The organism is Campylobacter sp. RM12651 (assembly GCF_022369475.1).
In the GTDB taxonomy this organism is placed as follows: Bacteria; Campylobacterota; Campylobacteria; order Campylobacterales; family Campylobacteraceae; genus Campylobacter_E.
In genome coordinates, this window is the sequence record NZ_CP059600.1 from 1,858,763 (window position 1) to 1,883,734 (window position 24,972).

At 28.6% G+C, this 24,972-nt stretch carries 32 protein-coding genes; 15 read left to right on the top strand and 17 right to left on the bottom strand.

Annotated elements, in window-relative coordinates; translation table 11 throughout:
* Window positions 1–28 precede the first annotated feature (28 nt).
* The 7 genes from AVBRAN_RS09240 to AVBRAN_RS09270 form a co-directional block, all read right to left on the bottom strand.
* Complete coding sequence (locus tag AVBRAN_RS09240; protein ID WP_239803094.1) at window positions 29–1,411, bottom strand: sodium-dependent transporter; 1,383 nt, start codon at window positions 1,409–1,411, stop codon at window positions 29–31.
* Window positions 1,412–1,474: 63 nt separating this feature from the next.
* Window positions 1,475–2,848 (bottom strand): anaerobic C4-dicarboxylate transporter, encoded by a 1,374-nt coding sequence (locus AVBRAN_RS09245; protein WP_239803095.1) that lies wholly within the window; start codon window positions 2,846–2,848, stop codon window positions 1,475–1,477.
* Window positions 2,849–2,976: 128 nt separating this feature from the next.
* Window positions 2,977–5,052 (bottom strand): heavy metal translocating P-type ATPase, encoded by a 2,076-nt coding sequence (locus tag AVBRAN_RS09250; RefSeq protein ID WP_214119513.1) that lies wholly within the window; start codon window positions 5,050–5,052, stop codon window positions 2,977–2,979.
* Window positions 5,027–5,611, bottom strand: a complete 585-nt coding sequence (locus AVBRAN_RS09255) for a YtxH domain-containing protein (RefSeq protein WP_214117811.1) — start codon at window positions 5,609–5,611, stop codon at window positions 5,027–5,029. Before AVBRAN_RS09255 ends, AVBRAN_RS09250 begins: the two co-directional genes overlap by 26 nt.
* A 5-nt stretch (window positions 5,612–5,616) precedes the next feature.
* A complete protein-coding gene (locus AVBRAN_RS09260; protein ID WP_214117812.1) occupies window positions 5,617–5,835 on the bottom strand; it encodes a hypothetical protein in 219 nt (72 codons plus the stop codon).
* 12 nt (window positions 5,836–5,847) lie between these two features.
* Window positions 5,848–6,288, bottom strand: coding sequence for a hypothetical protein (locus AVBRAN_RS09265; protein WP_214117813.1), 441 nt, complete (start codon window positions 6,286–6,288; stop codon window positions 5,848–5,850).
* Window positions 6,281–6,583, bottom strand: a complete 303-nt coding sequence (locus AVBRAN_RS09270) for an HMA2 domain-containing protein (RefSeq protein ID WP_214117814.1) — start codon at window positions 6,581–6,583, stop codon at window positions 6,281–6,283. Before AVBRAN_RS09270 ends, AVBRAN_RS09265 begins: the two co-directional genes overlap by 8 nt.
* 150 nt (window positions 6,584–6,733) lie before the next feature.
* Here AVBRAN_RS09270 and AVBRAN_RS09275 point away from each other — a divergent pair, with 150 nt between their 5' ends.
* Genes AVBRAN_RS09275 through AVBRAN_RS09285 form a run of 3 tightly spaced genes read left to right on the top strand, consistent with a single transcriptional unit; the run spans window position 6,734 to window position 8,728 of the window.
* Window positions 6,734–7,519 (top strand): M23 family metallopeptidase, encoded by a 786-nt coding sequence (locus tag AVBRAN_RS09275; protein ID WP_214119508.1) that lies wholly within the window; start codon window positions 6,734–6,736, stop codon window positions 7,517–7,519.
* The gene (locus tag AVBRAN_RS09280; protein ID WP_214117816.1) at window positions 7,516–8,436 is read left to right on the top strand and encodes an SAM-dependent methyltransferase; all 921 of its coding nucleotides are present in this window, start codon (window positions 7,516–7,518) and stop codon (window positions 8,434–8,436) included. Before AVBRAN_RS09275 ends, AVBRAN_RS09280 begins: the two co-directional genes overlap by 4 nt.
* A gap of 1 nt (window position 8,437) precedes the next feature.
* A complete protein-coding gene (locus tag AVBRAN_RS09285; RefSeq protein ID WP_239803096.1) occupies window positions 8,438–8,728 on the top strand; it encodes a hypothetical protein in 291 nt (96 codons plus the stop codon).
* A 17-nt stretch (window positions 8,729–8,745) separates the two neighbouring features.
* Here AVBRAN_RS09285 and AVBRAN_RS09290 read toward each other — a convergent pair whose 3' ends face one another.
* The 3 genes from AVBRAN_RS09290 to AVBRAN_RS09300 are packed head-to-tail and all read right to left on the bottom strand — an operon-like array spanning window position 8,746 to window position 10,155.
* A complete protein-coding gene (locus tag AVBRAN_RS09290; protein ID WP_239803097.1) occupies window positions 8,746–9,114 on the bottom strand; it encodes a hypothetical protein in 369 nt (122 codons plus the stop codon).
* Window positions 9,114–9,353 (bottom strand): hypothetical protein, encoded by a 240-nt coding sequence (locus AVBRAN_RS09295; protein WP_214117819.1) that lies wholly within the window; start codon window positions 9,351–9,353, stop codon window positions 9,114–9,116. The genes AVBRAN_RS09290 and AVBRAN_RS09295 overlap by 1 nt, the downstream gene beginning before the upstream one ends.
* Window position 9,354: 1 nt before the next feature.
* A complete protein-coding gene (locus AVBRAN_RS09300) occupies window positions 9,355–10,155 on the bottom strand; it encodes a ferritin-like domain-containing protein (protein ID WP_214117820.1) in 801 nt (266 codons plus the stop codon).
* 287 nt (window positions 10,156–10,442) lie between these two features.
* On the opposite strand from AVBRAN_RS09300, the gene AVBRAN_RS09305 reads away from it, so the two are divergent.
* Genes AVBRAN_RS09305 through AVBRAN_RS09315 form a run of 3 tightly spaced genes read left to right on the top strand, consistent with a single transcriptional unit; the run spans window position 10,443 to window position 11,731 of the window.
* On the top strand, window positions 10,443–10,868 hold the full coding sequence (locus AVBRAN_RS09305; protein ID WP_239803098.1) for a prepilin-type N-terminal cleavage/methylation domain-containing protein: 426 nt from the start codon (window positions 10,443–10,445) through the stop codon (window positions 10,866–10,868).
* Window positions 10,869–10,907: 39 nt separating this feature from the next.
* Entirely contained in the window at window positions 10,908–11,213 is a 306-nt protein-coding gene (locus AVBRAN_RS09310; RefSeq protein WP_214142720.1) for a hypothetical protein, read from the top strand.
* Window positions 11,210–11,731: a prepilin-type N-terminal cleavage/methylation domain-containing protein gene (locus AVBRAN_RS09315; protein ID WP_239803099.1), complete on the top strand. Its 522-nt coding sequence runs from the start codon at window positions 11,210–11,212 to the stop codon at window positions 11,729–11,731. Before AVBRAN_RS09310 ends, AVBRAN_RS09315 begins: the two co-directional genes overlap by 4 nt.
* Window positions 11,732–11,765: 34 nt before the next feature.
* On the opposite strand, the gene AVBRAN_RS09320 is transcribed toward AVBRAN_RS09315, so the two are convergent.
* The 4 genes from AVBRAN_RS09320 to AVBRAN_RS09335 all read right to left on the bottom strand — a co-directional run bounded on the left by AVBRAN_RS09320 (window position 11,766) and on the right by AVBRAN_RS09335 (window position 14,304).
* A complete protein-coding gene (locus AVBRAN_RS09320; protein ID WP_239803100.1) occupies window positions 11,766–12,224 on the bottom strand; it encodes a type II secretion system protein in 459 nt (152 codons plus the stop codon).
* The gene (locus tag AVBRAN_RS09325) at window positions 12,218–12,745 is read right to left on the bottom strand and encodes a type II secretion system protein (RefSeq protein ID WP_239803101.1); all 528 of its coding nucleotides are present in this window, start codon (window positions 12,743–12,745) and stop codon (window positions 12,218–12,220) included. The genes AVBRAN_RS09320 and AVBRAN_RS09325 overlap by 7 nt, the downstream gene beginning before the upstream one ends.
* 79 nt (window positions 12,746–12,824) lie before the next feature.
* Window positions 12,825–13,298 carry a prepilin-type N-terminal cleavage/methylation domain-containing protein gene (locus AVBRAN_RS09330; RefSeq protein WP_239803102.1) on the bottom strand — a complete coding sequence of 158 codons (474 nt, stop codon included), beginning with the start codon at window positions 13,296–13,298 and terminating at the stop codon, window positions 12,825–12,827.
* 88 nt (window positions 13,299–13,386) lie between these two features.
* On the bottom strand, window positions 13,387–14,304 hold the full coding sequence (locus AVBRAN_RS09335) for a site-specific integrase (protein ID WP_239803103.1): 918 nt from the start codon (window positions 14,302–14,304) through the stop codon (window positions 13,387–13,389).
* Between the two features lie 85 nt (window positions 14,305–14,389).
* Between AVBRAN_RS09335 and AVBRAN_RS09340 the strand changes: the two genes are divergently transcribed.
* From AVBRAN_RS09340 to AVBRAN_RS09365, 6 genes are all read left to right on the top strand, one after another.
* The gene (locus AVBRAN_RS09340) at window positions 14,390–14,638 is read left to right on the top strand and encodes a type II toxin-antitoxin system RelB/DinJ family antitoxin (protein WP_214119493.1); all 249 of its coding nucleotides are present in this window, start codon (window positions 14,390–14,392) and stop codon (window positions 14,636–14,638) included.
* Window positions 14,631–14,894, top strand: coding sequence for a Txe/YoeB family addiction module toxin (locus AVBRAN_RS09345; RefSeq protein WP_214119495.1), 264 nt, complete (start codon window positions 14,631–14,633; stop codon window positions 14,892–14,894). The genes AVBRAN_RS09340 and AVBRAN_RS09345 overlap by 8 nt, the downstream gene beginning before the upstream one ends.
* 133 nt (window positions 14,895–15,027) lie before the next feature.
* Window positions 15,028–15,477: a type II secretion system protein gene (locus AVBRAN_RS09350; protein WP_239803104.1), complete on the top strand. Its 450-nt coding sequence runs from the start codon at window positions 15,028–15,030 to the stop codon at window positions 15,475–15,477.
* A gap of 81 nt (window positions 15,478–15,558) precedes the next feature.
* Window positions 15,559–16,029 carry a type II secretion system protein gene (locus AVBRAN_RS09355; RefSeq protein ID WP_239803105.1) on the top strand — a complete coding sequence of 157 codons (471 nt, stop codon included), beginning with the start codon at window positions 15,559–15,561 and terminating at the stop codon, window positions 16,027–16,029.
* A gap of 39 nt (window positions 16,030–16,068) precedes the next feature.
* Window positions 16,069–16,527 (top strand): prepilin-type N-terminal cleavage/methylation domain-containing protein, encoded by a 459-nt coding sequence (locus AVBRAN_RS09360; protein ID WP_239803106.1) that lies wholly within the window; start codon window positions 16,069–16,071, stop codon window positions 16,525–16,527.
* 224 nt (window positions 16,528–16,751) lie between these two features.
* A complete protein-coding gene (locus AVBRAN_RS09365; protein WP_214117823.1) occupies window positions 16,752–17,789 on the top strand; it encodes a hypothetical protein in 1,038 nt (345 codons plus the stop codon).
* An 86-nt stretch (window positions 17,790–17,875) separates the two neighbouring features.
* Here the strand turns inward: AVBRAN_RS09365 and AVBRAN_RS09370 are convergent, their stop codons facing one another.
* Window positions 17,876–19,072, bottom strand: a complete 1,197-nt coding sequence (locus AVBRAN_RS09370) for a major outer membrane protein (RefSeq protein WP_239803107.1) — start codon at window positions 19,070–19,072, stop codon at window positions 17,876–17,878.
* Between the two features lie 243 nt (window positions 19,073–19,315).
* On the opposite strand from AVBRAN_RS09370, the gene AVBRAN_RS09375 reads away from it, so the two are divergent.
* Window positions 19,316–19,912: a hypothetical protein gene (locus tag AVBRAN_RS09375; protein ID WP_214117825.1), complete on the top strand. Its 597-nt coding sequence runs from the start codon at window positions 19,316–19,318 to the stop codon at window positions 19,910–19,912.
* An 11-nt stretch (window positions 19,913–19,923) separates the two neighbouring features.
* Window positions 19,924–22,371: a molybdopterin-dependent oxidoreductase gene (locus AVBRAN_RS09380; protein WP_239803108.1), complete on the top strand. Its 2,448-nt coding sequence runs from the start codon at window positions 19,924–19,926 to the stop codon at window positions 22,369–22,371.
* Between the two features lie 47 nt (window positions 22,372–22,418).
* On the opposite strand, the gene AVBRAN_RS09385 is transcribed toward AVBRAN_RS09380, so the two are convergent.
* Together AVBRAN_RS09385 and AVBRAN_RS09390 are read right to left on the bottom strand one after the other, a co-directional pair.
* On the bottom strand, window positions 22,419–22,679 hold the full coding sequence (locus AVBRAN_RS09385) for a hypothetical protein (RefSeq protein WP_239803109.1): 261 nt from the start codon (window positions 22,677–22,679) through the stop codon (window positions 22,419–22,421).
* 77 nt (window positions 22,680–22,756) lie between these two features.
* Window positions 22,757–23,359, bottom strand: a complete 603-nt coding sequence (locus AVBRAN_RS09390) for a tetratricopeptide repeat protein (protein ID WP_214117828.1) — start codon at window positions 23,357–23,359, stop codon at window positions 22,757–22,759.
* A 116-nt stretch (window positions 23,360–23,475) separates the two neighbouring features.
* Between AVBRAN_RS09390 and AVBRAN_RS09395 the strand changes: the two genes are divergently transcribed.
* Window positions 23,476–24,972 (top strand): inorganic phosphate transporter, encoded by a 1,497-nt coding sequence (locus tag AVBRAN_RS09395; RefSeq protein ID WP_214117829.1) that lies wholly within the window; start codon window positions 23,476–23,478, stop codon window positions 24,970–24,972.

Below are 24,972 nucleotides of genomic sequence, written 5' to 3' on the forward strand. Positions count from 1 at the left end.
ATTTAGCTAATGCTAAATCGTAAAATATTTAATTAAAAAATCCCAAAATATATGATTTTAAATTCTCAAAACCACTTATAAAAATTACAATAATTACAATAGGAATAAAATATTTTATATAATAAAACCAAGCTTTATAAAGTGGATTTTTAAGTTCATAATTATTGCTAATTTCTCTTAAAGCTTCATCTTTACCTAAAACAAAAGCAACATAAATTACACAAAGTAAAGCTGTAATTACAAATAAAATATTTCCACTAATAAAATCAAATGTATCAAAAATATTTCTTCCATAAATTAAAACATTATCAAGCACTCCATAACTTAATAAAGCAGGAATATTTCCTAATATAAAAATTCCACCTAAAACTAAATTAATCGCTGTATTTTTTGAGATTTTAAATTTTTCTTCTAATACAGAAATAATTACTTGATAAATAGGCAAACTCGTAGTAAGTGCAGCTGTTAATAATAAAACAAAAAACACTATAGCAAAGAAATCCCCAAAATGCATATGAGAAAACACTATTGGTAAGGTTTTAAATACTAATGATGGACCAGCATCAGGATTTAATCCAAAAGAAAATAAAGAAGGAAATATCATAAATCCTGCTAAAACCGCTACAAGAGTATTTACAATACCTGTAATAATTGCTGTTTTTAATAAATCCTCGCCTTTATCAAGGTAACTTGATAATGTAATCATAACCCCAAATCCAAGCGATAAAGCAAAAAATACTTGTCCTATAACATATAAAAATATATTAGGTGTAATCTTGCTAAAATCAGGATATAAATAAAACTTAATCCCTTCAATTGCCCCATCTAAAGTAACATTTCTAATAACCATAGCAATAAGACATAAAAACAAAAGCGGCATTAGATACTTAACAGAACGCTCAATTCCATCAATAACTCCACGCCTTAAAATAATCCAATTAATAAATACAAAAATAAATGTATAAATTCCTATCATTAAAGGGTCATTTTCTATATTTTTTTGATAATGTAAGCTAGTTTGCTCTGCTGTAATTACTGAAGTTAAATCAAGCCCGCCTAAATTAAACATAGACATAATAATATTTACAATATAGCTAATTACCCAAGCACCTAAAACCATATAATAAGCCATAATCGCATAGCTTCCAAATAGCCCTAAATACCCCACAAATTGCCATTTTTTACTAAAACAATCAACGCTATTTTTATGCATTCTTCTGCCTATTATATTTTCTACTAAGATAATAGGAACACCGACTAAAAACATAGCTATTATAAATAATAAAACATAAGCACCACCACCATTTTCTCCTACCATATAAGGAAATCTCCAAGTAGCTCCAAATCCAATAGTAGCACCTGCAACGGTTAAAATATATGTAAGTCTATTACTCCAAGTAAGTCGTTTCATAATGTATCCTTTTTTGAAAAAGGATACATTTTATACAAAAAATAATGATAATTTCAAGTTTTTTTAAATAAATTTTACAAATAAAAATCCTAAAGCAACGCTTAAAGCAATCATTAAAACGCCTGGAATAAAGAAAGAATGGTTAAATACATACTTTCCTATCCTAGTAGTTTTTGTATCATCCATTCCAACCGCACCAAGTAATGTTGGGTAAGTTGGTAACACAAAGAGTGCTGAAACTGCTGCAAAAGAAGCGATGATTATTTTTGCGTTTTCTGGGTTTTCATTTAATGCAAGTGCAACAATTACTGATGGAACTATTGCTTTAGCAGTTGCTGCTTGAGAATATAAAAGCATACTAGCAAAGAAAAAGGCAAAAGCTAATAAGAATTGATATTGTTCTACTAAGCCTTTAGCAAATTCTTTTATTTCATTACTATGAGCGCTTACATAAGTATCTCCTAGCCACGCAACACCTAAAACACAAACACAAGCATTCATACCGCTTTTAAATACACTTGTTTCAATGATTTTTGAAGTATTGATTTTAGTGCTTAATACAATAAAAGTAGCAATGCTAAGCATTACACACATAATAGCACTATCTCTTGGAATAATTATCTTATCAGCTTTTAAGCCTGAAATATAAGTCGCATAACAAACAACAGCTAAAACGCCAATAACAAAAATCGCAACGCTAGTCTTAGCACCTTTAATAATCTCTTTTTGAGTGCTTTGTTTTTTTGCTATTTCACCTTTTTTAAGTAATTCTTGATAATACTCATCAGAACTTAAATCAAGATTTGAAAACTTAGTTACTAAAAAAGCACTAAGCATACAAGCTAAATAGGTGCTACCTATCCAAATGCTTAATAATGTTAAATAAGAATACCCAAAAGGCTCAAGCACACCACTAAGATAAACAACAGCTGCACTAACAGGACTTGCAGTAATTGCTATTTGACTTGATACAACTGCAAGGCTAAGTGGAGCTTTTGGCTTAATATTTTGCTCTTTTGCAACCTCAACAATTACTGGTATCATAGAAAACGCAGTATGCCCTGTCCCTGCTAAAATAGTTAAAAAATAAGTAATACTAGGAGCTAAATAATTGATTTTTTTAGGGTTTTTCCTAAGTATTTTTTCAGCAATATGCACCAAATAATCAAGCCCACCTGCTAATTGCATAGCCGAAATTGCTGCAATTACTGACATAATTATTAAAATTACCGAAGTTGGAATTTCGCCTGGTTTTATACCACACAAAATACCTAATAAAATAACTCCAATCCCACCAGTATAACCAATGGCAATTCCACCAAGTCTAACACCTAAAAATATAGCCGCTAAAACTATGGCTAAATCCAAAAATCCAACAACATTTGCAAAAAGCAAAAAGCAAATCGCTACAACAATCCAAACATATTTGTTTTTCATTTTAACTCCTTTAAAATGCCAATTTTACACATAATTATTTTAATGTTTTATAAAAATTAAAAGATTTAAATTTTAAAGAATAATTAAAAAGAAAAATTAGGAATTTAAAATCAAATTCCTAATATAATTTAAAATAATTGCTTATGTTTTATAGCATTAGCCAATAAGCCAATAGTTGTGCCATTATGAGCAAATGCAGTAGCTGCTGGGCTTAATAAACCAAGTGTTGCAGCACCTAATATGAATGAATTAACCCATACCGTTGTGCTAAAGTTTTTATCAATTTTTTTCATAGTTTCATTAGCTATAACTTTTGCTTCTAAAATACAAGCAAAATCATCTCTTAGTAATCCAATATCAGCACTAGCTTTTGCTAAATCAGCACCTTTTTGCATAGAAATTCCAACATCAGCCTGAACTAACGACGGAGCGTCGTTTATACCATCGCCTATAAAGGCTACTTTTTTGCCTTGAGCTTTTAAACTAGCTAAAATATTTGCTTTATCTTGTGGTAAAAGCTCTGCATAAACCTTATCAATTCCAAGTTCTTTTGCAACTTCTAAAGCCCTACTTTCAATATCGCCTGTTAGCATTACTAATTCTTTTACGCCGTTTTGCTTAAGCTTTGCTAAGACTTCTTTAGCATTGCTTCTAATTTCATCTTTCATAGCAATTACGCCTAATAATTCTTTAGATTTTGCTACATATAAAAGAGTTAAGCCTTTATCTAAAAGCTCTTTAATATTTGCATTAGCCCTAGAAAAATCAACACCTTCATCATCTTCTAAAAAGTGCCTTGAGCCAATTATTACTTCTTCATTATCAATGCTAGTTTTAACGCCGTGTGCCACTATAAACTCCACTTCTCCGTGATTAATATGAGAAAATCCACGCTCTTTAGCAGCCTTTACTATAGCTTCTGCAACAGGGTGAAAATAATGCTCTTCAGCACTTGCACTAAGATTTAGTAAGGTTTTTTCATCATATTTTGGACTAAATACATGAACGCTTTCAACTTTTAAATCCCCATAAGTTAATGTGCCTGTTTTATCAAATACAAAAGTATCAACCGAGCTTAAATTCTCTAAAGCAGTGCTACCTTTAAGCAATATCTGTCTTCTTCCTGCATAAGAAATAGCACTTTTAAATGCCACAGGAGTTGCTAATTTTAAAGCACAAGAATAATCAGCCTGAAGCACACTAGCCATCGCTGCACTTCCTTTATATAAATATGCAAGTCCAGCAAGTCCTAAAGTAACAGGCACTAAACTATCTGCTAATTTATAAGCTTTTTGCCCTATTTTTGATTTTTCTTCTAAGCAATCTTTCATATAATGTAAAATCTTAGCTGTTGATGTATTTTCTCCAACGCTTTCAGCCCATATTTTAATACGACCTTCAACTACCACGGTTCCACTTAAAACCCTATCTCCACGACTTTTAGTAACTGCTTGGGCTTCTCCTGTCATAGAAACTTGATTAATACTAGCAATCCCATCAACAATATAACCATCAACTGCTATATTATCTCCTTGAGATACCACTACAATATCCCCTACTACCAAATCTTTTGCACTTTTTTTAATAAGCTCTTGATTAACTTCTACCCAAGCGTGAGTTATTTGTGGTTTTGCTAGTTCTTTTATCAAATCATCACTTTTTGCCACTACGCTTTCTTCAATATATTCGCCAATATTTAGCATTAAATTAGTGCTATTTGCTGCTTTATAATCTTTTCTATATAAAGAAACTCCTACCGCTGCTGCTTCTAATACTTTTGAAGTTAAACCATTTTCAATAAGTTCTAAAGTTCCTTCTTTTAATAAAGGCAATGCAGTTGCACTAGAAACAAAACCATCATAAATAGGGCTTGTTTTATAGCTATTTGCTAAAGCTAAAATAGATGAATAAATCATAGCCTTACTTGGAGTTTCTTTTGCTTTTTTTAATTGCTTAATTTCATAAGTGCTAAAAAAATCTAATATTTTTTGAGCTAAATTATTATCAATTTCTTTTGAACTTGTAAAAACTAAGCTTTTTGAAGCATTATTAACACTTACAAAAACACCAGAAAAATTAAGATTAAACTCACTTACTAATAAATGATTATCGCTTAGATTATTAAGCGTATTTAGCCTAATTCTAAGACGATTTTTAGAGTGATGAATAACCTTACAATTATTCTTGCATTGAAGCTTTTGCATCTTCTACTTGCTCTTTAAATTCTTCAATAGCAGCACTAGCAAAACTTTGAATTTTTGCAACACCTTTTGCTAAAGTATCTTTTGCATCTTTATTGCTTAATAAATAAGTAACCGCAGCACCAATTAAAATTCCTTTTACTAAAGGAGAGCCAAAAAGCCCTGTTCCTTGAGTTGTTAGCGAACTTAAAAAGCCTGTATTTTGATTATTGTTTGCTGTATTATTTAAATTATTGTTTGAAACATTATTTAAATATGGATTATAAGAATAATTTTGATTATTATATCCTTGATTAACATTGTAATTTTGATTGTTGTTTAAATATGGATTATTATTATTTGTCATTTTATTTTCTCCTAAAAATTGATTAATTAAAATTCCACTAATTCCAGAAACTATTGCGTTTTTATAATCTTTCCTAGCTATATCATTGCTTGTTTTAATTGCAAAATAGCTAGTAACTCCTACCTTTAAACTTGCTTTTAAATCTTGAGTTGTAAAAAAATTATTAAGACTAGAGCTTAATAAATGATCACTCGGAACTCTATTTGATGTAAGCATAATTTTTACTTCTTAGAGCTTTTTTTAGCTACTTCTTTCTCGCATTTGCAACAAGGTTTAAGTTTTGAGATTTTTAAAATTGCATTTTCTGTCATTTTTCCTGCACTTTTTGCAAAATCTTGAGAATTAAACTCACTTATACTTTTTTTAATACTATCTTTTTTATTATAAATTGTTACTGCAGCTACGCCTAATGCTGCACCTAATATGAATGGAATTGGCATGATAATCTTCCTTTATTTTAAAATATCTTTTAAAAAATTACTAACTAAAGAATCTACATTAAATTCATTAGTCGCAAGGCTTTTTCTTAAAGCCACCTGATACTCATTAACCGAACTAGCCCAAAGTCTAAAAATAAGGTCTTTTAGCTTTTCATCTTTGCAAACATTAGCCGCTATTTTATAAGCTTGAACGATTTCAAATTCTTTTGCTAAAAGTAGCAAATAAGCATCATTTAAACTGCACTCAACCAATAAAGCATTATTATCGCTAATTAACAATTGATTTAATTGCTTTTTCGCATTTAAAATATCTTTTAAAATACCATCATTAAAGCAATTAGCATAATACTCATATAATTTTATGCTAGTTAAATCTAGCTCAAAAGCTCTTCTTATATCGCTATTTTCTAGTTCTTGCAAAAACTCTTGGTTTTCAAATCTTAGCTCAAGCAATGTTAAGCTCCTTTAAAGCTAGGTTAATCTCATCAATGTTTTTTGCATTGATTAAATTATCAAGGCTTTGTTTTGATATGATTTTATCATCATATAAAATAGTAACCTTGCCTAAGATTTTATTAACTTTAACTTCATTAATCCCTTTTAGATTAAAAACTTCATCAATGTTGTAGCTTTCTAAGTCTTTTAATTCTCTTATCTTGCTAGATATATCAAGTCTTAATCTACCACTTGTGTGATGAGTGATTGTAATGTATTCTAAAACTTCACTTAAAACCTTAGCTTTATCCATTAAAAATCCTTTCGTTTTCAAAAATGATTGTAGTCCCTAAAACTTAAAATAAAATAAAATATATAAGATAATGATAATCAAAAAGTGGCAAAAACTCAATATTTATGCTATTTTGCTAATCTTTTCTATATTAAATTACTAAGGAATTTTATGAAAAAATTATTTTTTATCTCATTTTTTACAACATTTTTATTATCAAATAATCTAATAAATGGCAAAGTTGATATTAGCATTCAAAATCCAATAATTAGTAAAAGTGAAATCACTTACACAAAATATCCGATAAATAATAAAACCTTATTAATTTTAGCCCCAAATTATCGCTCAAGTGGTAAAACTTTAAATATTACTTTAGATAATCAAGAATATAGCCTTAAAGTGCTTGAAGGAGAATATAAAAAAGAGCAAATTAAACTTGCGAAACCATCAATTATTAAACCAAACAAAAAGCTGCAAGAAAGAATTGCTAAAGAATACGATGAAGCAGTGAAAATCTATGCAAAAAGCACCGAAAAAGTATATATTAATAAGCCTTTCATAATCCCTTTAGATAGCGTTATTACAAGCCCTTTTGGAAGTGCTAGGGTGTTTGAAAACACTCTTAAGAGTTATCATTCAGGCACTGATTTTAGAGCAGCAATTGGAGTTAGCATTCCAGCTAGTAATGATGGAGTAGTAGTTATTGCAAAAGATAGATATTATTCAGGTGGTAGCGTTGTGATTGATCATGGATACGGCGTTTATTCGCAATATTATCATTTAAGCAAGATTAATGTAAAAGTGGGTGATTTTGTAAAACAATCAGATATTATAGGACTTAGTGGAGATACGGGCAGGGTTAGTGGACCTCATCTTCATTTTGGAATTGCTATAAAAGGCGTTAGTGTTGATCCACTTGATTTTGTAAATAAATTCAACGCAAAGGCTTTTAATTGATTTTTAGCAAATATTTTGATACTTGGAGTAAAGAGTATTATAAAAAAGGTGTAAAAGTTGGTAAAGATGGGGATTTTTATACAGCTGTTAGCGTTGGAGAGCTTTTTGGCTTTTTGTGTGCTAAAAGATTTATTTTTTTAGTTGATGAAAAGATTTTAAAACTACCTATTGATATAGTAGAAATCGGTGCAAATGAAGGGTATTTATTAAAAGATTTTTTAACATATTTAAAAGATAAACGCCCTGAAATTTATAAGCAAATTAATGTAAAAATCATAGAGCCACACGACAATCTAAGGGCTTTACAAAAAAAGAATTTGAATGTGGAATTTAAACATTATTATTTTGATGATTTTAGTAGTGATAATGCCTTTTTTATCGCAAATGAATTATTTGACGCTTTTGCTTGTGAGCTTTATGATAATCATAAATTTGGCTTCGTTGAAAATGGCAAAATAATCTTTAAAGAGCATAAAAATAGTTATGAATATTTACAAGATAAACTTGAAAAACGCTTGGAATTTTCTCCTATGATATATGATTTTTTAAGTGCTTTAGATAAGAAGTGTAAGGAATTTTATTTTTTAACATTTGATTATTTTTCTACATATTTAAATGATGAGTTTAGTTTAAGAATATTTAAAAATCATCAATTAATTGACCCATTTAACGCTAATTTAGAAGAATTATTTGCAAATTGTGATATTACTTGGAATGTAAATTATGATGAATTGTGCTTTTATTTTGATAAACTTAATCTAAAACATAGCTTTAAAAAACAATCAAGAGCTTTGATGGAATTTGGAGTAGATGAATTTAGCGATATTAAATACGCAAATGCCATTAAATATCTATTTTTTGGCTTTAGCGATAATTTTCATTGTTTAGAATTTAATAAAAACATTAAAGGAGATTAAAATGGATAAAACAAGTAAAGAATTAATAAAAGTTGATGCAAATACTATCAACGAATTAGAAAACGAGCTTTCAAGTTTGCTTAAAACTAGAAATCAAGAGTTAAAAGAACAAATTAAAAAATTAAGCGAAGAGCAAAATAAATTTGAATATCAATTAAATGATAAATTAAAGAAAATTGAAAAAGCTAAAAGCGAGATAAAACCCAAGTCTAACGCAGCATTAATTACTTTATTAAGTATATTAATAATACTTGTAGTAATTGATGTCGGGATTAGAATTTTTACTAATTAATCTAGGAAATTCCTAGATTAAATATAATAATCATCGCAGTCTTTAAAATCGCAAAAAAGCACCACATCAACACCTATTAAAGCAGCTTTTTCAATATCGCTAGTATCTTTTATAAAAGATAAAATCTTGCTATCAAATAAATATTTTTCTGCTAAAAATACGCTGTCTTTTAAGATTTTAGCATTTGGGATAATGTATTCACAAAGTGCTGCATTTGATTGCAAAACTTCACTTAAAGTATCGCAAAATATAGCTCTTTTAATATTTGGCTTTGATAATATTTCTTCGCTAAATTTTACACAACTTACATTATTTACACTAAGTCCTAATTCAAATTCTAAAGCTGTAAATTGATTTTTTATATAATCTAATCCATAAATTAACATTATTTATCCTTAAGTGCATTTTCTAAAAACAATATTTCATTTATATAATTTTTTTGCAAATATTCTAAATTAATTGAGATTTGCTCTAATTCTTCTAAATTATAATCATTTAATTTTGCTAATAATTCATCGTAATCTAAGGCGAATTCAAAGCCTTTTGCAAAATTAATTTTAGTATTATTATAAATTAGTTCTAAGTCTTTTAAAATTGATATTTGATTTGATATTTTCTCTAGCATATTAATTAAAATTCTTTTTTATTTCATCTAATTCATCTTGGGTATATCCAGCCATAATTCTAGCGTTTTCATTCATATTTTTAATAGGTCTTATTAGGTGTTTGTATTCTAAGAGTAAATCACAAAAATTCTCATTTGTCCCACCTGCGTTTTTATACCATCTATCGCCTTTATTTACATGGCTTATTTCATCGTGCAAGATGATTTTTAAAACTTCTAATAATTTTGATTTTATTTGGTGTTTTGTGCTGCTTATTTTTTTAACCACAAAAGGATTAGCATCAAGCCCACAAGCTTCTAAATGCCTATGCACGACCCCCATTCTAACCTTAAAACTAGAATTAGTAGCTCTCATAGCGTCAAATAAATTAGTATGCACCCCAAAATCTCCGTATTTATATCCTAGCTCATTTAAAGCGTCGTTTAATAGACTAAAGTGTAAGCATTCTTCTTTAGCTATTTCTAAAAAATCACTCGCAAACAAAAGCCCGCCGGTATGATAAAATCTATAAGCAGCATCTAATGCAAGGTCAATTGCTGAATACTCAATATGAGCTATTTGGTGTAAGGTCTTTGCTAAAGCATTATCAGAACTTAGTTCTTTTGGTCTTTTAATCCTTGTTGGGTGAATAATCTCAAGGCTTTTTGCATAACTTGGCTCTTCTAAAACTAAAGGCTCGTATTCATTATAAGCTAGGTTATTGCTTAAAAAATCATCGTAAAAATCATCAAATTTAGCTAATTTTTTAGCATAATCACTCTCGCTTAAAACATCAAATAAAGTATGCGAATAATCTTTCATATTAGTCCTTAAAGCTTATAAATGCGATTTTTTATTTTATAAAATCTTTGATAAAAACATAGTTTTACCAAAGATTATTAAAAAGAATTTAAATAAATACTATTTAAATTCTTTTATTGTCTATAAATCTTGATTTTATTTTACGAAATTAATAAATATTTTTATTTATCAATATTTTAACTAAGTCTAATTTAGCTAGATTTTGCGATGGAATTTTTAATATATCTAATAGATTTTAATTTCACATTTGTGTAAATAAAGTGAAATTATTTTTTAAGGAGATAGCCATGAAAAAGGGCTTTACAATGATTGAGTTGATTTTCGTAATCGTAATTTTAGGAATTTTAGCAGCAGTTGCAATTCCAAAACTAAATGCTACAAGAGATGACGCTGAGATAGCTAAAGCAACAAGTAATATTTCTACATTAATAAGCGATGTGAGTTCATACTATACAGCAAAAGGACAATTTAGTGCTACTTGGTCTGATATGACAAATGTTCCTAATGTACTTAGTTTAGATAAATCTAATACTGGAGCAGCTTCAGAATGCTTAACATTTACAGCTAGTGGAACCAGTATAGTAGCAACAAAAGGAGCAGGCGGAACTAAATGTGATAGGCTTTTAGGAATTAGCTCTGTTTCTACAATTTTAGGTACTATTGATGGTAGTAAATATACAATTGATTTAGCATCAAATACAGTTTCTTGGTAATAAGCTAGGTAATTTACCTAGCTAAATTAAAGGATAAAAATGAGCAAACACCTAGCAAGTTCTTGGAAAGACCACCAAGTAATATATGAAGATAATAGAATGCAAGTAATAAGTGCTAATTACACTAATGAAAATTTAGAAAATGCAATAGGAATTTTTTGGAAAGAAATAGACAATGTTGCAAATGCTTATCCCGTTCAAGGAAATGCAATTTGCCCTATGCGTTTGAATGATGAACTTTCAGTAATCTTGCTTGAAGGTCTAAAATTAAATACAAAAAATAGATTAGAACTTATAGAAGATTTAATAAAATTTTATAAAAACAAGCAGAAAGAAGAAAAATGAAAAAAGCTTTTACAATGATAGAGCTAATCTTCGTAATAGTTATTCTAGGTATCTTAGCAGCAGTCGCGATACCTAAACTAAATGCTACGAGAGATGATGCTGAATTGTCAAAATCTATTATGAATTTTACTACATTAATGAGTGATTTGACATCTTATTATGTAGCAAAAAATGGTTTTGTAGGTATAAAAGTAGCAACAAACCAAGGTATAGCAAAGGCTACAAATGTTCCTTTAGGAAAACACAATTCAAACGAATTAACAAATTACCCTGCCGGCTATATAACATATAAAAACAAAAATTGTCTTTATGTAGAAGCAATGGAAAATAGAAATTATATTTATATTAGAGGTAATGGTATATCAGAGTGCGAAACATTAATAGATAAAATTAATGAAAAAAATATAATAACTGAAATATATTCAGATACTACTTTTGCTACAAAATCGCAATTTACAAATAATGTATCAGATAAAAGATATATAAAAATGTTAGCAAATAATGTTAATTGGGATTGATATAAAGGTTAAGAATTTAAATCACTTTAAATTCTTAATACACCACATTACTTCCACCAACAGGAATGTAAATAATATCACTTTTTGAAATATCTGTAAAATTATTATTTGTTTTTGAAATTCTTCCTGTTAGGTTTGATATTATTTTAGGGTCATTTAATACTATATCGCATACTTTATCTTGACCTTTTGATTTTTTTATTACTACATAATAATCATCAAGGCTTATTTCTAAACAAGGCTTATTTTTAACTTTATAAACTCCACTATCTAAAGCAACATTTGTCATTGTTTTAATATCTTTAGCAAACTCATTATGAGCTGTGTAATAACTAGCTAAATCTCCTATTAATAATGTAATATTTTGATTAGCTTTAACTATTTCAGCATCATCTCTTGTAGCATTTAGTTTAGGAATTGCAACTGCTGCTAAAGCTCCTAATATTACAATAACAAATATTAGCTCTATCATTGTGAAAGCTTGTTTTACCATAATACTCCACTTCCGCCTAGTCTAAAATATGTATCTGAATTATCTAAAGTGCTTTTTGGTATTTTAAAATCATGATATGTATAACCATTACCAAATATACCTGAATTACTTATATTATCTATAAATTTTTGACAAGTAGAGTCTTTATCACCAGCACCTTTTTTTGCTGAAAAAGAATAAAAGGCTTCGCCATTACTATTAGTCCCAAATTTTAGTAATAAGCATTCACAAGTATTATTTACTTTCATCCAAGCAGCACCACCAGCTCTTGCAGGTTCACAATTTTTATTATGATATAAAGCAACACCTGTTAAATCTTGTGGATTATTACTAGTAGGTAGCGTTCCTTTAGAAGTATAATAGCTCGTTATATCTCCAATTAAAGTTGTAAGATTTGTATTTGCTTTAGCTAATTCAGCATCATCTCTCGTAGCATTTAGTTTAGGTATCGCGACTGCTGCTAAGATACCTAGAATAACTATTACGAAGATTAGTTCTATCATTGTAAAAGCTTTTTTCATCTTTATCCTTTCAAATTTAAAAAAGCCTAGTTAGGATAAACCTAACTAGGCAACTAAAAATTATTTAGTTAAATTAATATTACCAGCTTACACCACTTGCAGCGAAGTCAAATTTAACACTATCACTAGCTTTTTTGATAGTAGAAGTTGCACCTTTTGCGTCTGTGCTAGTTAAAATACTTTGAACAGAACTCATTTCTAATGCTTTTGTACATACTGGATCAGGTGCAGCCGCTGCTGCAACAGTTAGTTGTGAAGGATTTGCTGTATCTAAAGTAAATGTTAAACAAGCTTTACCTTTAACATTTAAAGTTTTGTTATCGGTTTCTAAAGCAACATTTGTCATTCTCTTAATATCTGCTTGAGCTTCTAATTTACCTTTAGAAGTATAATAAGATGCGAAATCACCCATAATTGTTGAGATATTTGTGCTTAGTTTTGCTATCTCAGCGTCATCTCTTGTAGCATTTAGTTTTGGAATTGCAACTGCTGCTAAAATTCCTAAAATTACGATTACGAAAATCAACTCAATCATTGTAAAGCCCTTTTTCATGGCTATCTCCTTAAAAAATAATTTCACTTTATTTACACAAATGTAAATCAAAAGCGTTGGTGTATTTTATTTATATTATTCTTAAATTTTACTTAAAATATGACAAATTTTTAAGTTTGGCATACTCACTTTTAGAATAAATTTCGTGCGAATAAACCCTACTTAACATTGTTATATCGTTGTGTCCTAAATGCTTTGCGATGATTGGTAAATCAAGCTTTAAATGTATGCAGTTTGAAGCAAAAGTGTGCCTTGTAGAGTGTAGGCTACCTATTTTTAAATTCAGAGATTTTTTTAATTTATTAAACTGATAATAAATAGCAAAATAATCTAAACTAAAATGAGAAAAATTAATATTTTCTAATTCTTTTTTAAGTGCGTTTGATAGCGGGATTATCCTTGATTTTCCATTTTTTGGAGTGGTTATGCCGTATCTTGTGGCGTTTTTGGTAATGCTTATTAAGTTTTGCTTATAATTTATATCTTTTTTGGTGATTGCTAATATTTCACTAGCTCTTGCTCCTGTGTAAAAAGCAAAATATAAAAATGTTTTAAGCTCTCCTTTGGCTTTATTTAATAGCTTTTTTATGTGAAGTTGTTTGATGGTTTTGTTTGGTTTAATGGCTTTTGTAGGTTTTAGGAATTTGATATTTTTTAATGGATTTTGAGTGATTATTCCTAGTTCTAAAGCTAAATTTATACCTTCATTTGCGTATGATATGAGTTGTTTTATAGTGCTATATTTTAATGATTTTTCTTGTAAAGTTTTTATCAATTCATAAGCTTTTAATTTTGTAAATTCTTTGATTTTTATATCTTTTAATATTTCAAAAAGCATTTTATGAAGATATTTTTTGTTTTCAATTGTGCTTGGCTTTAAAGATGATTTTTTAAACTCAAATGAATAAAGGCAAAAATATTTTAGGCTTAATTCTGTTTGGTTTTTGAATAGTTTAAATAATGGCTTAAAAGCAATTTTGCATAGAAATCTTAATAATTTTAACATTTTTTATCCTTTTTATATAATATGTATTATATTGTATTGATAATATAATATTTATTACATATAATTACTTAAAAAAGGAGTGAAAATGAAAAATATTTCAATAAGAATAAGTGAAGAAGACAAAATCGCAGTTGAAAATATATTTAATGAATTAGGACTTACTTTAAGTAGTGCTACACTTGCATTTTACAAACAAGTAATTATTAATAATGGCTTACCATTTGAGCTAAAAGTCGATCCATTTTATTCTAAAAAAAATATTGATAGATTAAAAAAATCTATCGCTGAATTGGAAAAAGGTGAATACATTACAAAAGATGTTTTAAATGATTAAATGCTGGTCTAATGATGCTTGGGAAGATTTTTTGTATTGGCAAGAAAACGATAAACAAGTGCTAAAAAGGATTATAGAATTAATAAAAGACATTGATAGAAATGGCTATTTAGGGATAGGAAAACCAGAGAGATTAAGCGGTGATTTAGCTGGTTATTATAGTAGAAGAATTGATAAAAAAAATAGGATTGTATATAAAATCGCAGATGGAAAAATCCTAATCGCTCAATGCGGCTCTCATTATAAAGACAAATAAGCTTATAAATCTTCAAAATATTAAAAATTGTCAAAATATTAGCTAGTTTAACTAGCTAAATTCGATATGAAATTTTAATTAGAAAATCAACTTTTGTGTAAATAAAGTGAAATTATTTTTTAAGGAGATAGCCATGAAAAAGGGCTTTACAATGATTGAGTTGATTTTCGTAATCGTAATTTTAGGAATTTTAGCAGCAGTTGCAATTCCTAAACTAAATGCTACAAGAGATGACGCTGAAATAGCTAAAGCAGCTAGCAATTTCTCAACAGCAATAAGCGATATTACATCTTATTATACAGCTAAAGGAAATTTTGATGACCTAAGCAAAATGACGAATGTTGCCTTGGGAACTAATGGTGAATTTAAAATAAAAAATAAAACTTGTGCAACAATTACTGCTCCTAAAACAGGTAGTGAGGTTGTAATTAAAGCTGGTAGTGATATAAGTGAAGCTATTTGTGATTCGTTTGATAAAGTTAGTAGTATAGCTGCTATTCTAGGTAATGCCAAATTATCAACCTATGTATCTACTGGTGATGGGTATAAAATTAAGTTAGGTGGCGGAAATATTTCTTTCTAATTTCACTTTATTTGATGAATATTACAAAGCTAAGTTTGGTAAAATCCAAGCTTAGCTTTTTTTAAATTTTAAAGGACAAAGATGAAAAAAGCTTTTACAATGATAGAACTAATCTTCGTAATAGTTATTCTAGGTATCTTAGCAGCAGTCGCGATACCTAAACTAAATGCTACGAGAGATGATGCTGAAATTACAAAAGGTGTTAGTAATTTCTCAACACTTCTTAGTGATATAGCTTCTTATTACACAGCTAAAGGAAGTTTTGCTACCAATATACAAGATATGACAAATGTAGTAATGCAACCACACACATCAAACACTTCAACAGCTTATTTGTATATTAAAGATTTAAATTGTGTAACAATTAATGCACAAGCTGGTGGAAGTACAATTAAAATTTTTGCTTCTCCTGATTATAACAAAGGTGTTTGCAAATCATTCTTCGCAACTAGTAGTGTAAGAGCAGCTATGGGAAATGAAGATATAGGGGCTCATTTAGGAAATGCTAGTGCCTATGAAATCAAACTCGGTGGCGGAAATGTTAATTTTTAACCTAGAAACTAATCTAGGTTAGTTACTTTAAGGAAGTTAATGAAAACAGCATTCACAATGATAGAACTTATATTTGTTATTGTAATATTAGGTGTATTAGCAGCAGTTGCAATTCCTAAACTAAATGCTACAAGAGATGATGCTGAAATAGTAAAATCATCTCAAAACCTTGCTATTTTAATTAGTGATTTAGGCTCTTATTATACAACCCAAACAAATTTTAGCAGTAATTTAAAGGATATGACTTCTCAAAGTCTAAAAGATGATAAGTATTTTACTATTAAAAATACTGATTGTTTAGAAGTTACTACTGATGATTATTTTATAGTGGTAAAAAAACTAAAAACTAGAAGTGAATTATGCAATAAATTATTAGGCTTAGAATCTTTAAAACAAATTCTAACAGGAAGAATTTCAAAAACAAATAATAATTTTACAGATATTTCAAAAAGTGATGTTATTTACATTCCTGTTGGTGGAAGTAATGTGGTGTATTAAGAATTTAAATTAGGAATTTTAAAATAAATTTCTTATTTTAAATTCCTACAATTTATTATTTATTCTTATTTAGTTTTTACAATCAAGCTATAATAAAATCCGCAAAATAGTCTTAAATTTCGTTATGCTATTTAATTCTAATATTAACTAAATTACTTTTTGATATACTACACTACGAAAAAGCATTGATTTTGACATTAAAAATTACAATAATAGGAGTAAAAATGGGCGAAAACGATATAATTGCAACCAAACAACAAGTAAGAAAAGCTGGAGATAATATAAGAATAGGTATTGCCACTGAAAACGACTATGAGATAGTATCTTTTTGGAGAAGTGTTCACGCTCAAATAATGTCAAGCTTTGCAACATCAATTAATAGAAAACTAAAAACAAATAAAATTACCCCTATAGTAGTAGCAAGAAGATTAAAAAGGCTAAATTCTGTTGAATACAAGTTAAAAAGATTTCCAGATATGAAGCTTGATAGAATGCAAGATATTGCAGGACTTAGGATAGTATTTACCAATCTTGACAATACTAAAACTTTTCAGCAAATTATGGAACAAACCTATCTTAAGGGTATAAAAAAATTTAAACTTTTACGAACTAGTGATTATATCAATAAACCAAAAGATGATGGATACCGCTCAATCCATCAGATTTATGAATATCAAGATACGACAAAAAGAGCCTTAGAATTACAACTTAGAACACAATTGCAGCATTTTTGGGCTACAGCAGTGGAAGTTTTAGGAATAACTAGTAAATCAAAAATCAAGCAAGGTGAAGGGGAAGAACAATATAAAGAATTTTTTAGATTATCAAGTGCTTTGTTTTGTATGATAGAACAAACAAAAATTCACGAAAATTATAATAAATTTACACAACAAGAAATATGCCAAAAGATTTTAGAACTAGATAAAAAATACAACATATTAGCAATGCTTTCTGGACTTTTAGTATCTAGCAAAAACATTGAAGAATTTCAAAAAAAGATACATTATTATTTTGTAATAGACCTTGATATGAATACAAGGCGTTTAAGGATTACTGGATATAAAAAATCAGATTTTGAAAAAGCTAAAGAATATTATGATTTTTTAGAACAAAAATCAAAAAATGCAAACAATACTGATGTAGTGCTTGTATCATCAGACAAAATTAAAACCCTAAGGAAAGCCTATCCTAACTATTATTTAGATAGTAGAGAATTTGTAGAAGTTATCAAAGCAGCTATCAAAGAAAACATTAAATCTTAAATTATAATTTAGATAAAAACTAATTGAAAAATGGAATTTAAAACTATATATTTATTTTAAATTCCTAAATTAAATTCTTAATATAGTTAAAACGAGTATTTAGCTTCTAATCTAGTTTTATAAGTTTTAATATTTTTCATATCGGTTTTAGTAATCGCATAATCATAAAATGCGCTAAATTTTAATTGCTTAGAATATTTATAAACAATTTTTGGCATTAATTCTGTTTGCTTATATTTAGCTAAATCAAGCTTTACCCCGCCATCAATTATGCTAAATAAAAAATTAAAATTATCATATTTATAAGATATATTTGAATACAAATATTCTCTTTTGCCTATTCCACCATAAAATCCATCTATTATCGTTTTTCCCGAATGCAAAAGCAATCCTTTATCATGCCAAGTTACAAAACTTGCTTTATCCTTTTTACCATAATTTATATAGCCTAACTCAAAATCAAAATTCTTAAATCCGACTAGAATTTCAACGCCATAAAATACAGAATTACTTGCATTTAGAGAAGTTTTGTAATTTTGCTTTAATGATGTGCTAGTTAGTTGAGAATTAAAAGAATAATGATAACTCTTCTTATCTCCTAAATAACTTTTCAAATCCACTCCATAAAAAATAGCAAAATCATTAAGATAATCAGCACCTAAAGTAAGATTTATTAAATCATTATGATAATTAATATTTAACCCATAAAGGTTTTGATTATAGATTTGTGATTTTAAATTCTTTGGCAGATTTGTGGCTTTCAGTGGTATTTTATAAGATATTTGATTTATTGCTTTTTCGTTTATCAAACTACTTTCACTCAAATCAAAATTATCTACAAAATACGCATTTATATTTGTATTATCTAAAGAATGATTATCAATCAAAAACGAAGTAACCAAAACCCCATCATTAAACATACTAGGCACTTTTAATCTACCAAAACTAAAGCTTGTATTAAAATTAGTATAAGTTAAATTCGCTTCTTTTAAATGAAAATTATCATTAGTTTTAATATAAGCATTATTTGAATAACTTAAAGATTTTGTATCATATCTAAACACCGCATTCGCCTTGTAATTATCAGCTAAATTTAGGCTTAATTTATAATCTAATCTAATTTTGTGTGCTGGTTGAGTTAAAGCAATATCCTTAACTCTAGTAGTATCATAGCGATACCTTAAAAACCCATCTAAATCTACATTTTTTATTGATTGTTCTAAACTAAGTGCATTAGCACAAACAGCAACTAAACTTAAAGAAATTGTTGTTTTAATATTCATTTTTATCCTTTTTTATGAGAATGATAAATATTATTAAAACAAACTTATATTTAAATTAATTATCATAATAAATATTAAATAATATGATAATTTAAATTCTTTAAGAATTATTTTTTATATATCAAATTAAGTTTTAAATTCTCATAATAAAATGAATAATAAATATTATTCTTTTTAATAATTTCATAAGTTTATTAGTTTAAAATATTAAATATAAAAATTAATTTTATTTTAAGGAGTTATATGAAAAAGTTATTTTTAAGTTGTCTTATATCATCTTTTGCATTAGCAAATAGTATGTACTTAAATAAAGATGTTGAAATTAAACTTGATGGTAAAATAATAGGAACTGCTAGTTTATTAGCACCTGTAAAAGTCATTTCAAGCAATAACGATACTAGCAAAGTTGAGCTAATTGGATATGTTAATGATAATTATCAAGAAGAAATAGTTAAAAGTTTTTCTCAAATTGAAAATTATATGAGTTTTCACGATAACAATGACAATCCAACATACAAAGGCGACGCTAATCCATACATTAAAATGCTTGAAGTGTTGCAAGATGAATATGGAGAAAATTGGCATAAAGTAAGCATAACTTTTGATGTAAATTCAAATGATTTAGTAGCTAGCAAAGATGAAATCTTTAAAAATGCAAAAAGTTTTTACGAGCAAACTTGCTCGCCTTGTCATTTGTTGCACGATACTAAAGAATATTCGGTAAATCAATGGCCTTCAAATCTTGAAAGTATGATAAGTTCTGGTTATGTGGAGTTAAGCAAGGATGAAAAAAGCTTAATTATTAAATATTTACAAAATCACGCAAAAGACATTAAATAAAGGAGAAGAATATGAAAAGAAGAAGTTTTTTAAAACTAAGTGCAGTAGCAGGAGTTGGATTACAAGCTAGCAAAATTGAAGGTATCAAAGATACAATTTTTGATGATAAAAAGGCTTTAGTATCTGATAGATTTGGTAGTTTTTACGCAAATATTAATAGTTCTCAAATCGTTAGCGTTACACCTTTTGAAGGAGATAAATTCCCTAATACTATGAATAATTGTGTTCCAGATAGAACACAAAACGAAAGCCGTGTTTTATATCCTTGTGTTAGAAAAAGCTACCTAGAAGGAAAAAAGAAAAACGATTTAAGGGGTGAAGAAGAATTTGTAAGAGTTAGTTGGGAAACAGCACTTGATTTAGCAGCAAGAGCGCTTAAAGAAAATTTTGACAAATATGGCCCTGAAGCTATATATGGCGAATGCTATTGGTGGGGTGGCTGGGGTAAAATTAGCTGGGGAAGAACCACAGCTCATAGAATGCTAAAAATCCTAGGTGGATATGTTGAAGAAAGTGGAGACTATTCAACCGGTGCTGGTATGGTAATATTGCCACACATTTTTGGCTCAAACACCGTTTATGAAGCGCCTACAACTTGGAAAAGTATTTTAGAAAACGCAAAAAGTGTTGTATTTTGGGGAACTGACCCACTAGTAACAAATCAAATTGCAGTTGGCACACCAACTCACACTAATTATGAATATTTCACAAAATTAAAAGAACTAAGTAAAGCAGGAAAAATCAAAACTTATAGCATAGATGTATATGCTAATAATACAAATCGTTATATTGAAAGTGAATTAATATCAGTTCGCCCTAATACAGACACTGCAATGATGATAGGAATGTGTTGTTATTTATATGAAAGTGGAAAATATGCAAAAGATTTCATTAAAAAATATACGGTTGGCTTTAATAAATTTAAAGAATACTTTATGGGCGAAAATGATGGAATAAAAAAAGATTTAACTTGGGCTAGCAATATTTGTGGAGTAGATACAACAACATTAAAAAAATTAGCAGATGATTTATGCGATAATAAATCAATAATTATTGCAGGTCGTGCAATACAAAGACAAGACCACGGCGAGCAAGCACATTGGATGATAACAATACTAGCAACAATGTTAGGGCATATAGGAAGCAAGGGTTGTGGATTTGAGTTTAGTTTAGGATATTATTCTCAAGGTGCTGATAAATTTATAGCACCTACTTTAAAAGGACTTTCATCTATTCCAAGCGATGATTTAGGAGACGAAAATAGTCCTTGGAAAAAATTTGAAAACATAACAATTCCAAGTTCAAGAAGTATTGACGCTATGCTAAACCCAGGTAAAATAATTGACCAAAATGGTAAAAAAATAAAACTTCCACATATTAAAGTAGCATTTAATGCTAGTGGGTCATTTTTTACTCGCCATCAAGATGTAAATCGTGCTATTGAAGGATTTAAAAAGGTTGATACGATTATTACAGCTGAACCATTTTGGACTTCACAAGCAAAATTAAGTGATATTGTTTTACCTGTTGCTATTGAGCCTGAGCGTTATGATATAGAAGCTAGTACAAATTCTGAATATATTTTCTTAAATAAGCCTGTAATTGAACCTATGGGAGAGAGTAAAAGCGATTTTTGGATTTGTAAAGAAATTTGTAAAAGATGGGGAGTAGAAGAAATATTTACAGAAGGAAAAGCAACCGAGCTTGATTGGATGAAATATATTTATAACGACGCTTTACAACAAGGAAAATCATTAGGATATGATATGCCAACTTTTGATGAAGCACTTAATAAAGGATTTGTTAGATTTGATAAAGTAAATAAAGATACAGAATATTACACAAGACTTAGTGATTTTGTAAGCAATCCGCATAAATATAGATTAGGAACACCAAGTGGAAAGATTGAGATTTTCTCTCCAACAATTGCAAAAATGGGTTATGATGATTGTTTAGGTCATCCTGCTTGGTTTGAACCATTTGAGTGGGTTGGTAACAAAGAACAAATTAAAAAATATCCAATCGCTGTTGTAAGTCCTCATTCTAGATTTAGACTACACTCTCAGCTAAATAACTCACTTATTAGAAATTATGCTGAAGTAAATGGCAGAGAGCCTATGATAATTCATCCTGATACTGCAAAAGCAAGAGGTATTAAAACAGGCGATATTGTAAGAGTATATAATGATAGGGGCGAAATTTTAGCAGGTGCATTAGTAAGTGATATTGTAAGGGCTGATACTATTATAATTTGTGAAGGTGCTTGGTATGACCCTGAAGTTTATGGGAAAAAATCACTTTGTCAGCACGGATGCGTAAATGTGCTAACTCGTGATAAAGGAACATCAAAACTAGCTCAATCAAACACAGCTCACACAACCTTAGTAGAGATTGAAAAATTCAAAGGTGTTATTAGACCTTTAAGAGCATTTTCTAAGCCAAAAATCATTCAAGGTTAAATAAAAAGCGAGATTTATTCTCGCTTTTAAATTCCAACTCCAATACTTCATAAAATAATGCAGCCATATATTAAGATTACTAAAATAAAAGAAGAGCCAATAAATACAAAAAACGAATCAAACAACAATTCATCTTTTAAATACATATAAAAATAATAAGCATTTGCAAATATAATAAATATAGAATTAGTAGTTATATCTAAGGCTAAAAAAGTGGTTAAATGCTTAAATACAAAAATACAATAAGCGTAAAAAATTACACTCAATACGAAAATAAAAAAATCAACTTTATTAAAAAATCTTACCATTTTAAATTCCTTTTATTTTCATACTATCAAAAATAAAAGGAATTAGCTAGAAAAATTAATTTTGCACTTTTTATAATTTAATCTATTTTATATTCACACGCTACTTGATAGCCTAAATCACAAGCTTTTCTTACATATTCCTTAGCCAAGCTTTTATTAGTATCATAATAAAAGTTACCTAAGTTATTGCAAGCTATAGCCTCTCCTAAATTACAAGCTTTTTCATAAAGCATTTTCGCTCTTTCTTTATTGTTTTCTTTCGTATAATAAATATTTCCTAAATTAGTGCAAGCATTTAAATATCTTAAATTACAAGATTTTTCATAATAACTCTTTATTTCATTCATTAATGCAGGATTTTGGCTTTGCTCTAACATATATGCTATATTGTGGCATGATATAGGCTCATTATTATTACAAGCTAACATATAATAATTAATCCCTTTAGTAAATTCTTCCTTACTTTTAGCACTATAAATATAAGCAGTTCCTAATTCCATACAAGCTGACATATAATTAAGCTCGCAAGACTTTTCTAAATACTTAATAGATTCTGCTATTTGCATTTCTTTTGCCTTAGCAATTCCTATGTTATAACAATCATTTGCATTGTTACAAATTACTTGATTATTAGCAAAACAAGCACTAACACAAAATGCCAATACTAAAAACTTTTTCATCAACACTCCTTTTAATTTTGCGTATCTTAGCATATTTTACAAAGATTTTACATTGTAGAAATCTTAACAATTTTTTTTAGTCTATAATTAGCCCAATTTTTTAAAAAGGAAAGGTAATGGCAAGAGAAAACATTATTATAACGATACTTTTTGCTATCGTTTGTGTTGGCTTTTTGTTTTGGGGTTATAGCACCACAAATTATTATATATTCTTCACAATTGCTGCAATTTTTGGAATATTTTTAGCATTCAATATAGGTGCAAACGATGTTGCAAATGCTTTTGGAACGAGTGTTGGAGCAAAAACTCTTAGCATAAAACAAGCTTTAATAATAGCTGCGATATTTGAATTTAGCGGAGCATTTTTTGCTGGTGCTGAAGTAACTGCTACTATTAGAAGTGGTATTGTAAGCGTTAAAGAAAACATAGAACCTATGCACTTTGCTTATGTTATGATGAGTGCTTTGTGTGCTGCTAGTGTTTGGATTTTTATAGCTACTTATAAATCTTTACCTGTTAGTTCAACTCATTCAATAGTAGGCGGGATTTTAGGTGCTGCACTAGCTTTAGGTTTCATAGCCGAAAATAACGCTACTCAAGTTAGCTGGGGTGGGATAGGAACTATTGTTGCTAGTTGGTTTATCTCTCCTGTATTAGGTGGGGTTTTGAGTTATTTTGTTTATTCATTAGTTTATAAATTCATTGTAGTTCCTACTAAAGAAAAAGAAAATACTTTAAAACAAATCAAAAAAGATAAAGCAGAGTATAAAAAACAATATATAGATGAATTTATGCAAAGCGAAAAATCTAAGCAATATAGTGAGCTTTACGGCATTTTGCTTAACGAAAAAGGCGAATACGCAAATAAATTAAAAGAATTTACAAAAAAAGAAAAAGCAGTTGATGTAGCAGGATTTTTAAGCAAACGCATACCTGTTTTAGCTACTTTAATAGCTTTTGTAATTTCATCTATGTTATTTTTTAAAGCCTTAAATAATGTTGATACAGGACTTAGTCATTTTAGTATAGGATTAATCATCTTATTAATTTGTATTAGTGCTTATATAATTTGTGTAGGAATTATTAATATTATGAAAAAAGGCGAACCAAAAAAAGCAGTAAATCGTATTTTTTCATGGTTTCAAATATTTACAGCTTGCACATTTGCCTTTTCTCACGGAGCAAACGATATTTCAAACGCAGTTGGACCATTTGCTGCGATTTTAGATATTTTACACACAAATACAATAAATCCAACTTCAGCAGTGCCTACTATTGTAATGTTAGTATTTGGTATTTCACTAGTTGCTGGGCTTTGGTTTTTAGGCAAAAGCGTTATTAAAACCGTTGGCAAAAGTCTAGCAAAAATCAAGCCTACCACAGGTTTTAGTGCCGAGTTTGCTTCAGCTATTGTAATACTTCTAGCAACTCAACTAGGAATTCCAATCAGCTCAACTCATATTCTAATAGGTGCAGTATTAGGAATTGGAGTATTTAACAAAAACGCAAATTGGAAAATGATGAAGCCAATAGGCTTAGCGTGGATGATAACCTTACCTGCTAGTGCTTTAATTTCGGCATTTTTCTTAAGCTTACTTTATTATTTATTTTAG

What these genes read in the sequence shown, in the direction of transcription:
- AVBRAN_RS09240 (WP_239803094.1), bottom strand. Translation starts at nt 1,411, where the DNA reads ATGAAACGACTTACTTGGAGTAATAGACTTACATATATTTTAACCGTT.
- AVBRAN_RS09245 (WP_239803095.1), bottom strand. Translation starts at nt 2,848, where the DNA reads ATGAAAAACAAATATGTTTGGATTGTTGTAGCGATTTGCTTTTTGCTT.
- AVBRAN_RS09250 (WP_214119513.1), bottom strand. Translation starts at nt 5,052, where the DNA reads ATGCAAAAGCTTCAATGCAAGAATAATTGTAAGGTTATTCATCACTCT.
- AVBRAN_RS09255 (WP_214117811.1), bottom strand. Translation starts at nt 5,611, where the DNA reads ATGCTTACATCAAATAGAGTTCCGAGTGATCATTTATTAAGCTCTAGT.
- AVBRAN_RS09260 (WP_214117812.1), bottom strand. Translation starts at nt 5,835, where the DNA reads ATGCCAATTCCATTCATATTAGGTGCAGCATTAGGCGTAGCTGCAGTA.
- AVBRAN_RS09270 (WP_214117814.1), bottom strand. Translation starts at nt 6,583, where the DNA reads ATGGATAAAGCTAAGGTTTTAAGTGAAGTTTTAGAATACATTACAATC.
- AVBRAN_RS09275 (WP_214119508.1), top strand. Translation starts at nt 6,734, where the DNA reads ATGAAAAAATTATTTTTTATCTCATTTTTTACAACATTTTTATTATCA.
- AVBRAN_RS09285 (WP_239803096.1), top strand. Translation starts at nt 8,438, where the DNA reads ATGGATAAAACAAGTAAAGAATTAATAAAAGTTGATGCAAATACTATC.
- AVBRAN_RS09290 (WP_239803097.1), bottom strand. Translation starts at nt 9,114, where the DNA reads ATGTTAATTTATGGATTAGATTATATAAAAAATCAATTTACAGCTTTA.
- AVBRAN_RS09295 (WP_214117819.1), bottom strand. Translation starts at nt 9,353, where the DNA reads ATGCTAGAGAAAATATCAAATCAAATATCAATTTTAAAAGACTTAGAA.
- AVBRAN_RS09300 (WP_214117820.1), bottom strand. Translation starts at nt 10,155, where the DNA reads ATGAAAGATTATTCGCATACTTTATTTGATGTTTTAAGCGAGAGTGAT.
- AVBRAN_RS09305 (WP_239803098.1), top strand. Translation starts at nt 10,443, where the DNA reads ATGAAAAAGGGCTTTACAATGATTGAGTTGATTTTCGTAATCGTAATT.
- AVBRAN_RS09310 (WP_214142720.1), top strand. Translation starts at nt 10,908, where the DNA reads ATGAGCAAACACCTAGCAAGTTCTTGGAAAGACCACCAAGTAATATAT.
- AVBRAN_RS09315 (WP_239803099.1), top strand. Translation starts at nt 11,210, where the DNA reads ATGAAAAAAGCTTTTACAATGATAGAGCTAATCTTCGTAATAGTTATT.
- AVBRAN_RS09320 (WP_239803100.1), bottom strand. Translation starts at nt 12,224, where the DNA reads ATGGTAAAACAAGCTTTCACAATGATAGAGCTAATATTTGTTATTGTA.
- AVBRAN_RS09325 (WP_239803101.1), bottom strand. Translation starts at nt 12,745, where the DNA reads ATGAAAAAAGCTTTTACAATGATAGAACTAATCTTCGTAATAGTTATT.
- AVBRAN_RS09330 (WP_239803102.1), bottom strand. Translation starts at nt 13,298, where the DNA reads ATGAAAAAGGGCTTTACAATGATTGAGTTGATTTTCGTAATCGTAATT.
- AVBRAN_RS09335 (WP_239803103.1), bottom strand. Translation starts at nt 14,304, where the DNA reads ATGTTAAAATTATTAAGATTTCTATGCAAAATTGCTTTTAAGCCATTA.
- AVBRAN_RS09340 (WP_214119493.1), top strand. Translation starts at nt 14,390, where the DNA reads ATGAAAAATATTTCAATAAGAATAAGTGAAGAAGACAAAATCGCAGTT.
- AVBRAN_RS09345 (WP_214119495.1), top strand. Translation starts at nt 14,631, where the DNA reads ATGATTAAATGCTGGTCTAATGATGCTTGGGAAGATTTTTTGTATTGG.
- AVBRAN_RS09350 (WP_239803104.1), top strand. Translation starts at nt 15,028, where the DNA reads ATGAAAAAGGGCTTTACAATGATTGAGTTGATTTTCGTAATCGTAATT.
- AVBRAN_RS09355 (WP_239803105.1), top strand. Translation starts at nt 15,559, where the DNA reads ATGAAAAAAGCTTTTACAATGATAGAACTAATCTTCGTAATAGTTATT.
- AVBRAN_RS09360 (WP_239803106.1), top strand. Translation starts at nt 16,069, where the DNA reads ATGAAAACAGCATTCACAATGATAGAACTTATATTTGTTATTGTAATA.
- AVBRAN_RS09365 (WP_214117823.1), top strand. Translation starts at nt 16,752, where the DNA reads ATGGGCGAAAACGATATAATTGCAACCAAACAACAAGTAAGAAAAGCT.
- AVBRAN_RS09370 (WP_239803107.1), bottom strand. Translation starts at nt 19,072, where the DNA reads ATGAATATTAAAACAACAATTTCTTTAAGTTTAGTTGCTGTTTGTGCT.
- AVBRAN_RS09375 (WP_214117825.1), top strand. Translation starts at nt 19,316, where the DNA reads ATGAAAAAGTTATTTTTAAGTTGTCTTATATCATCTTTTGCATTAGCA.
- AVBRAN_RS09380 (WP_239803108.1), top strand. Translation starts at nt 19,924, where the DNA reads ATGAAAAGAAGAAGTTTTTTAAAACTAAGTGCAGTAGCAGGAGTTGGA.
- AVBRAN_RS09385 (WP_239803109.1), bottom strand. Translation starts at nt 22,679, where the DNA reads ATGGTAAGATTTTTTAATAAAGTTGATTTTTTTATTTTCGTATTGAGT.
- AVBRAN_RS09390 (WP_214117828.1), bottom strand. Translation starts at nt 23,359, where the DNA reads ATGAAAAAGTTTTTAGTATTGGCATTTTGTGTTAGTGCTTGTTTTGCT.
- AVBRAN_RS09395 (WP_214117829.1), top strand. Translation starts at nt 23,476, where the DNA reads ATGGCAAGAGAAAACATTATTATAACGATACTTTTTGCTATCGTTTGT.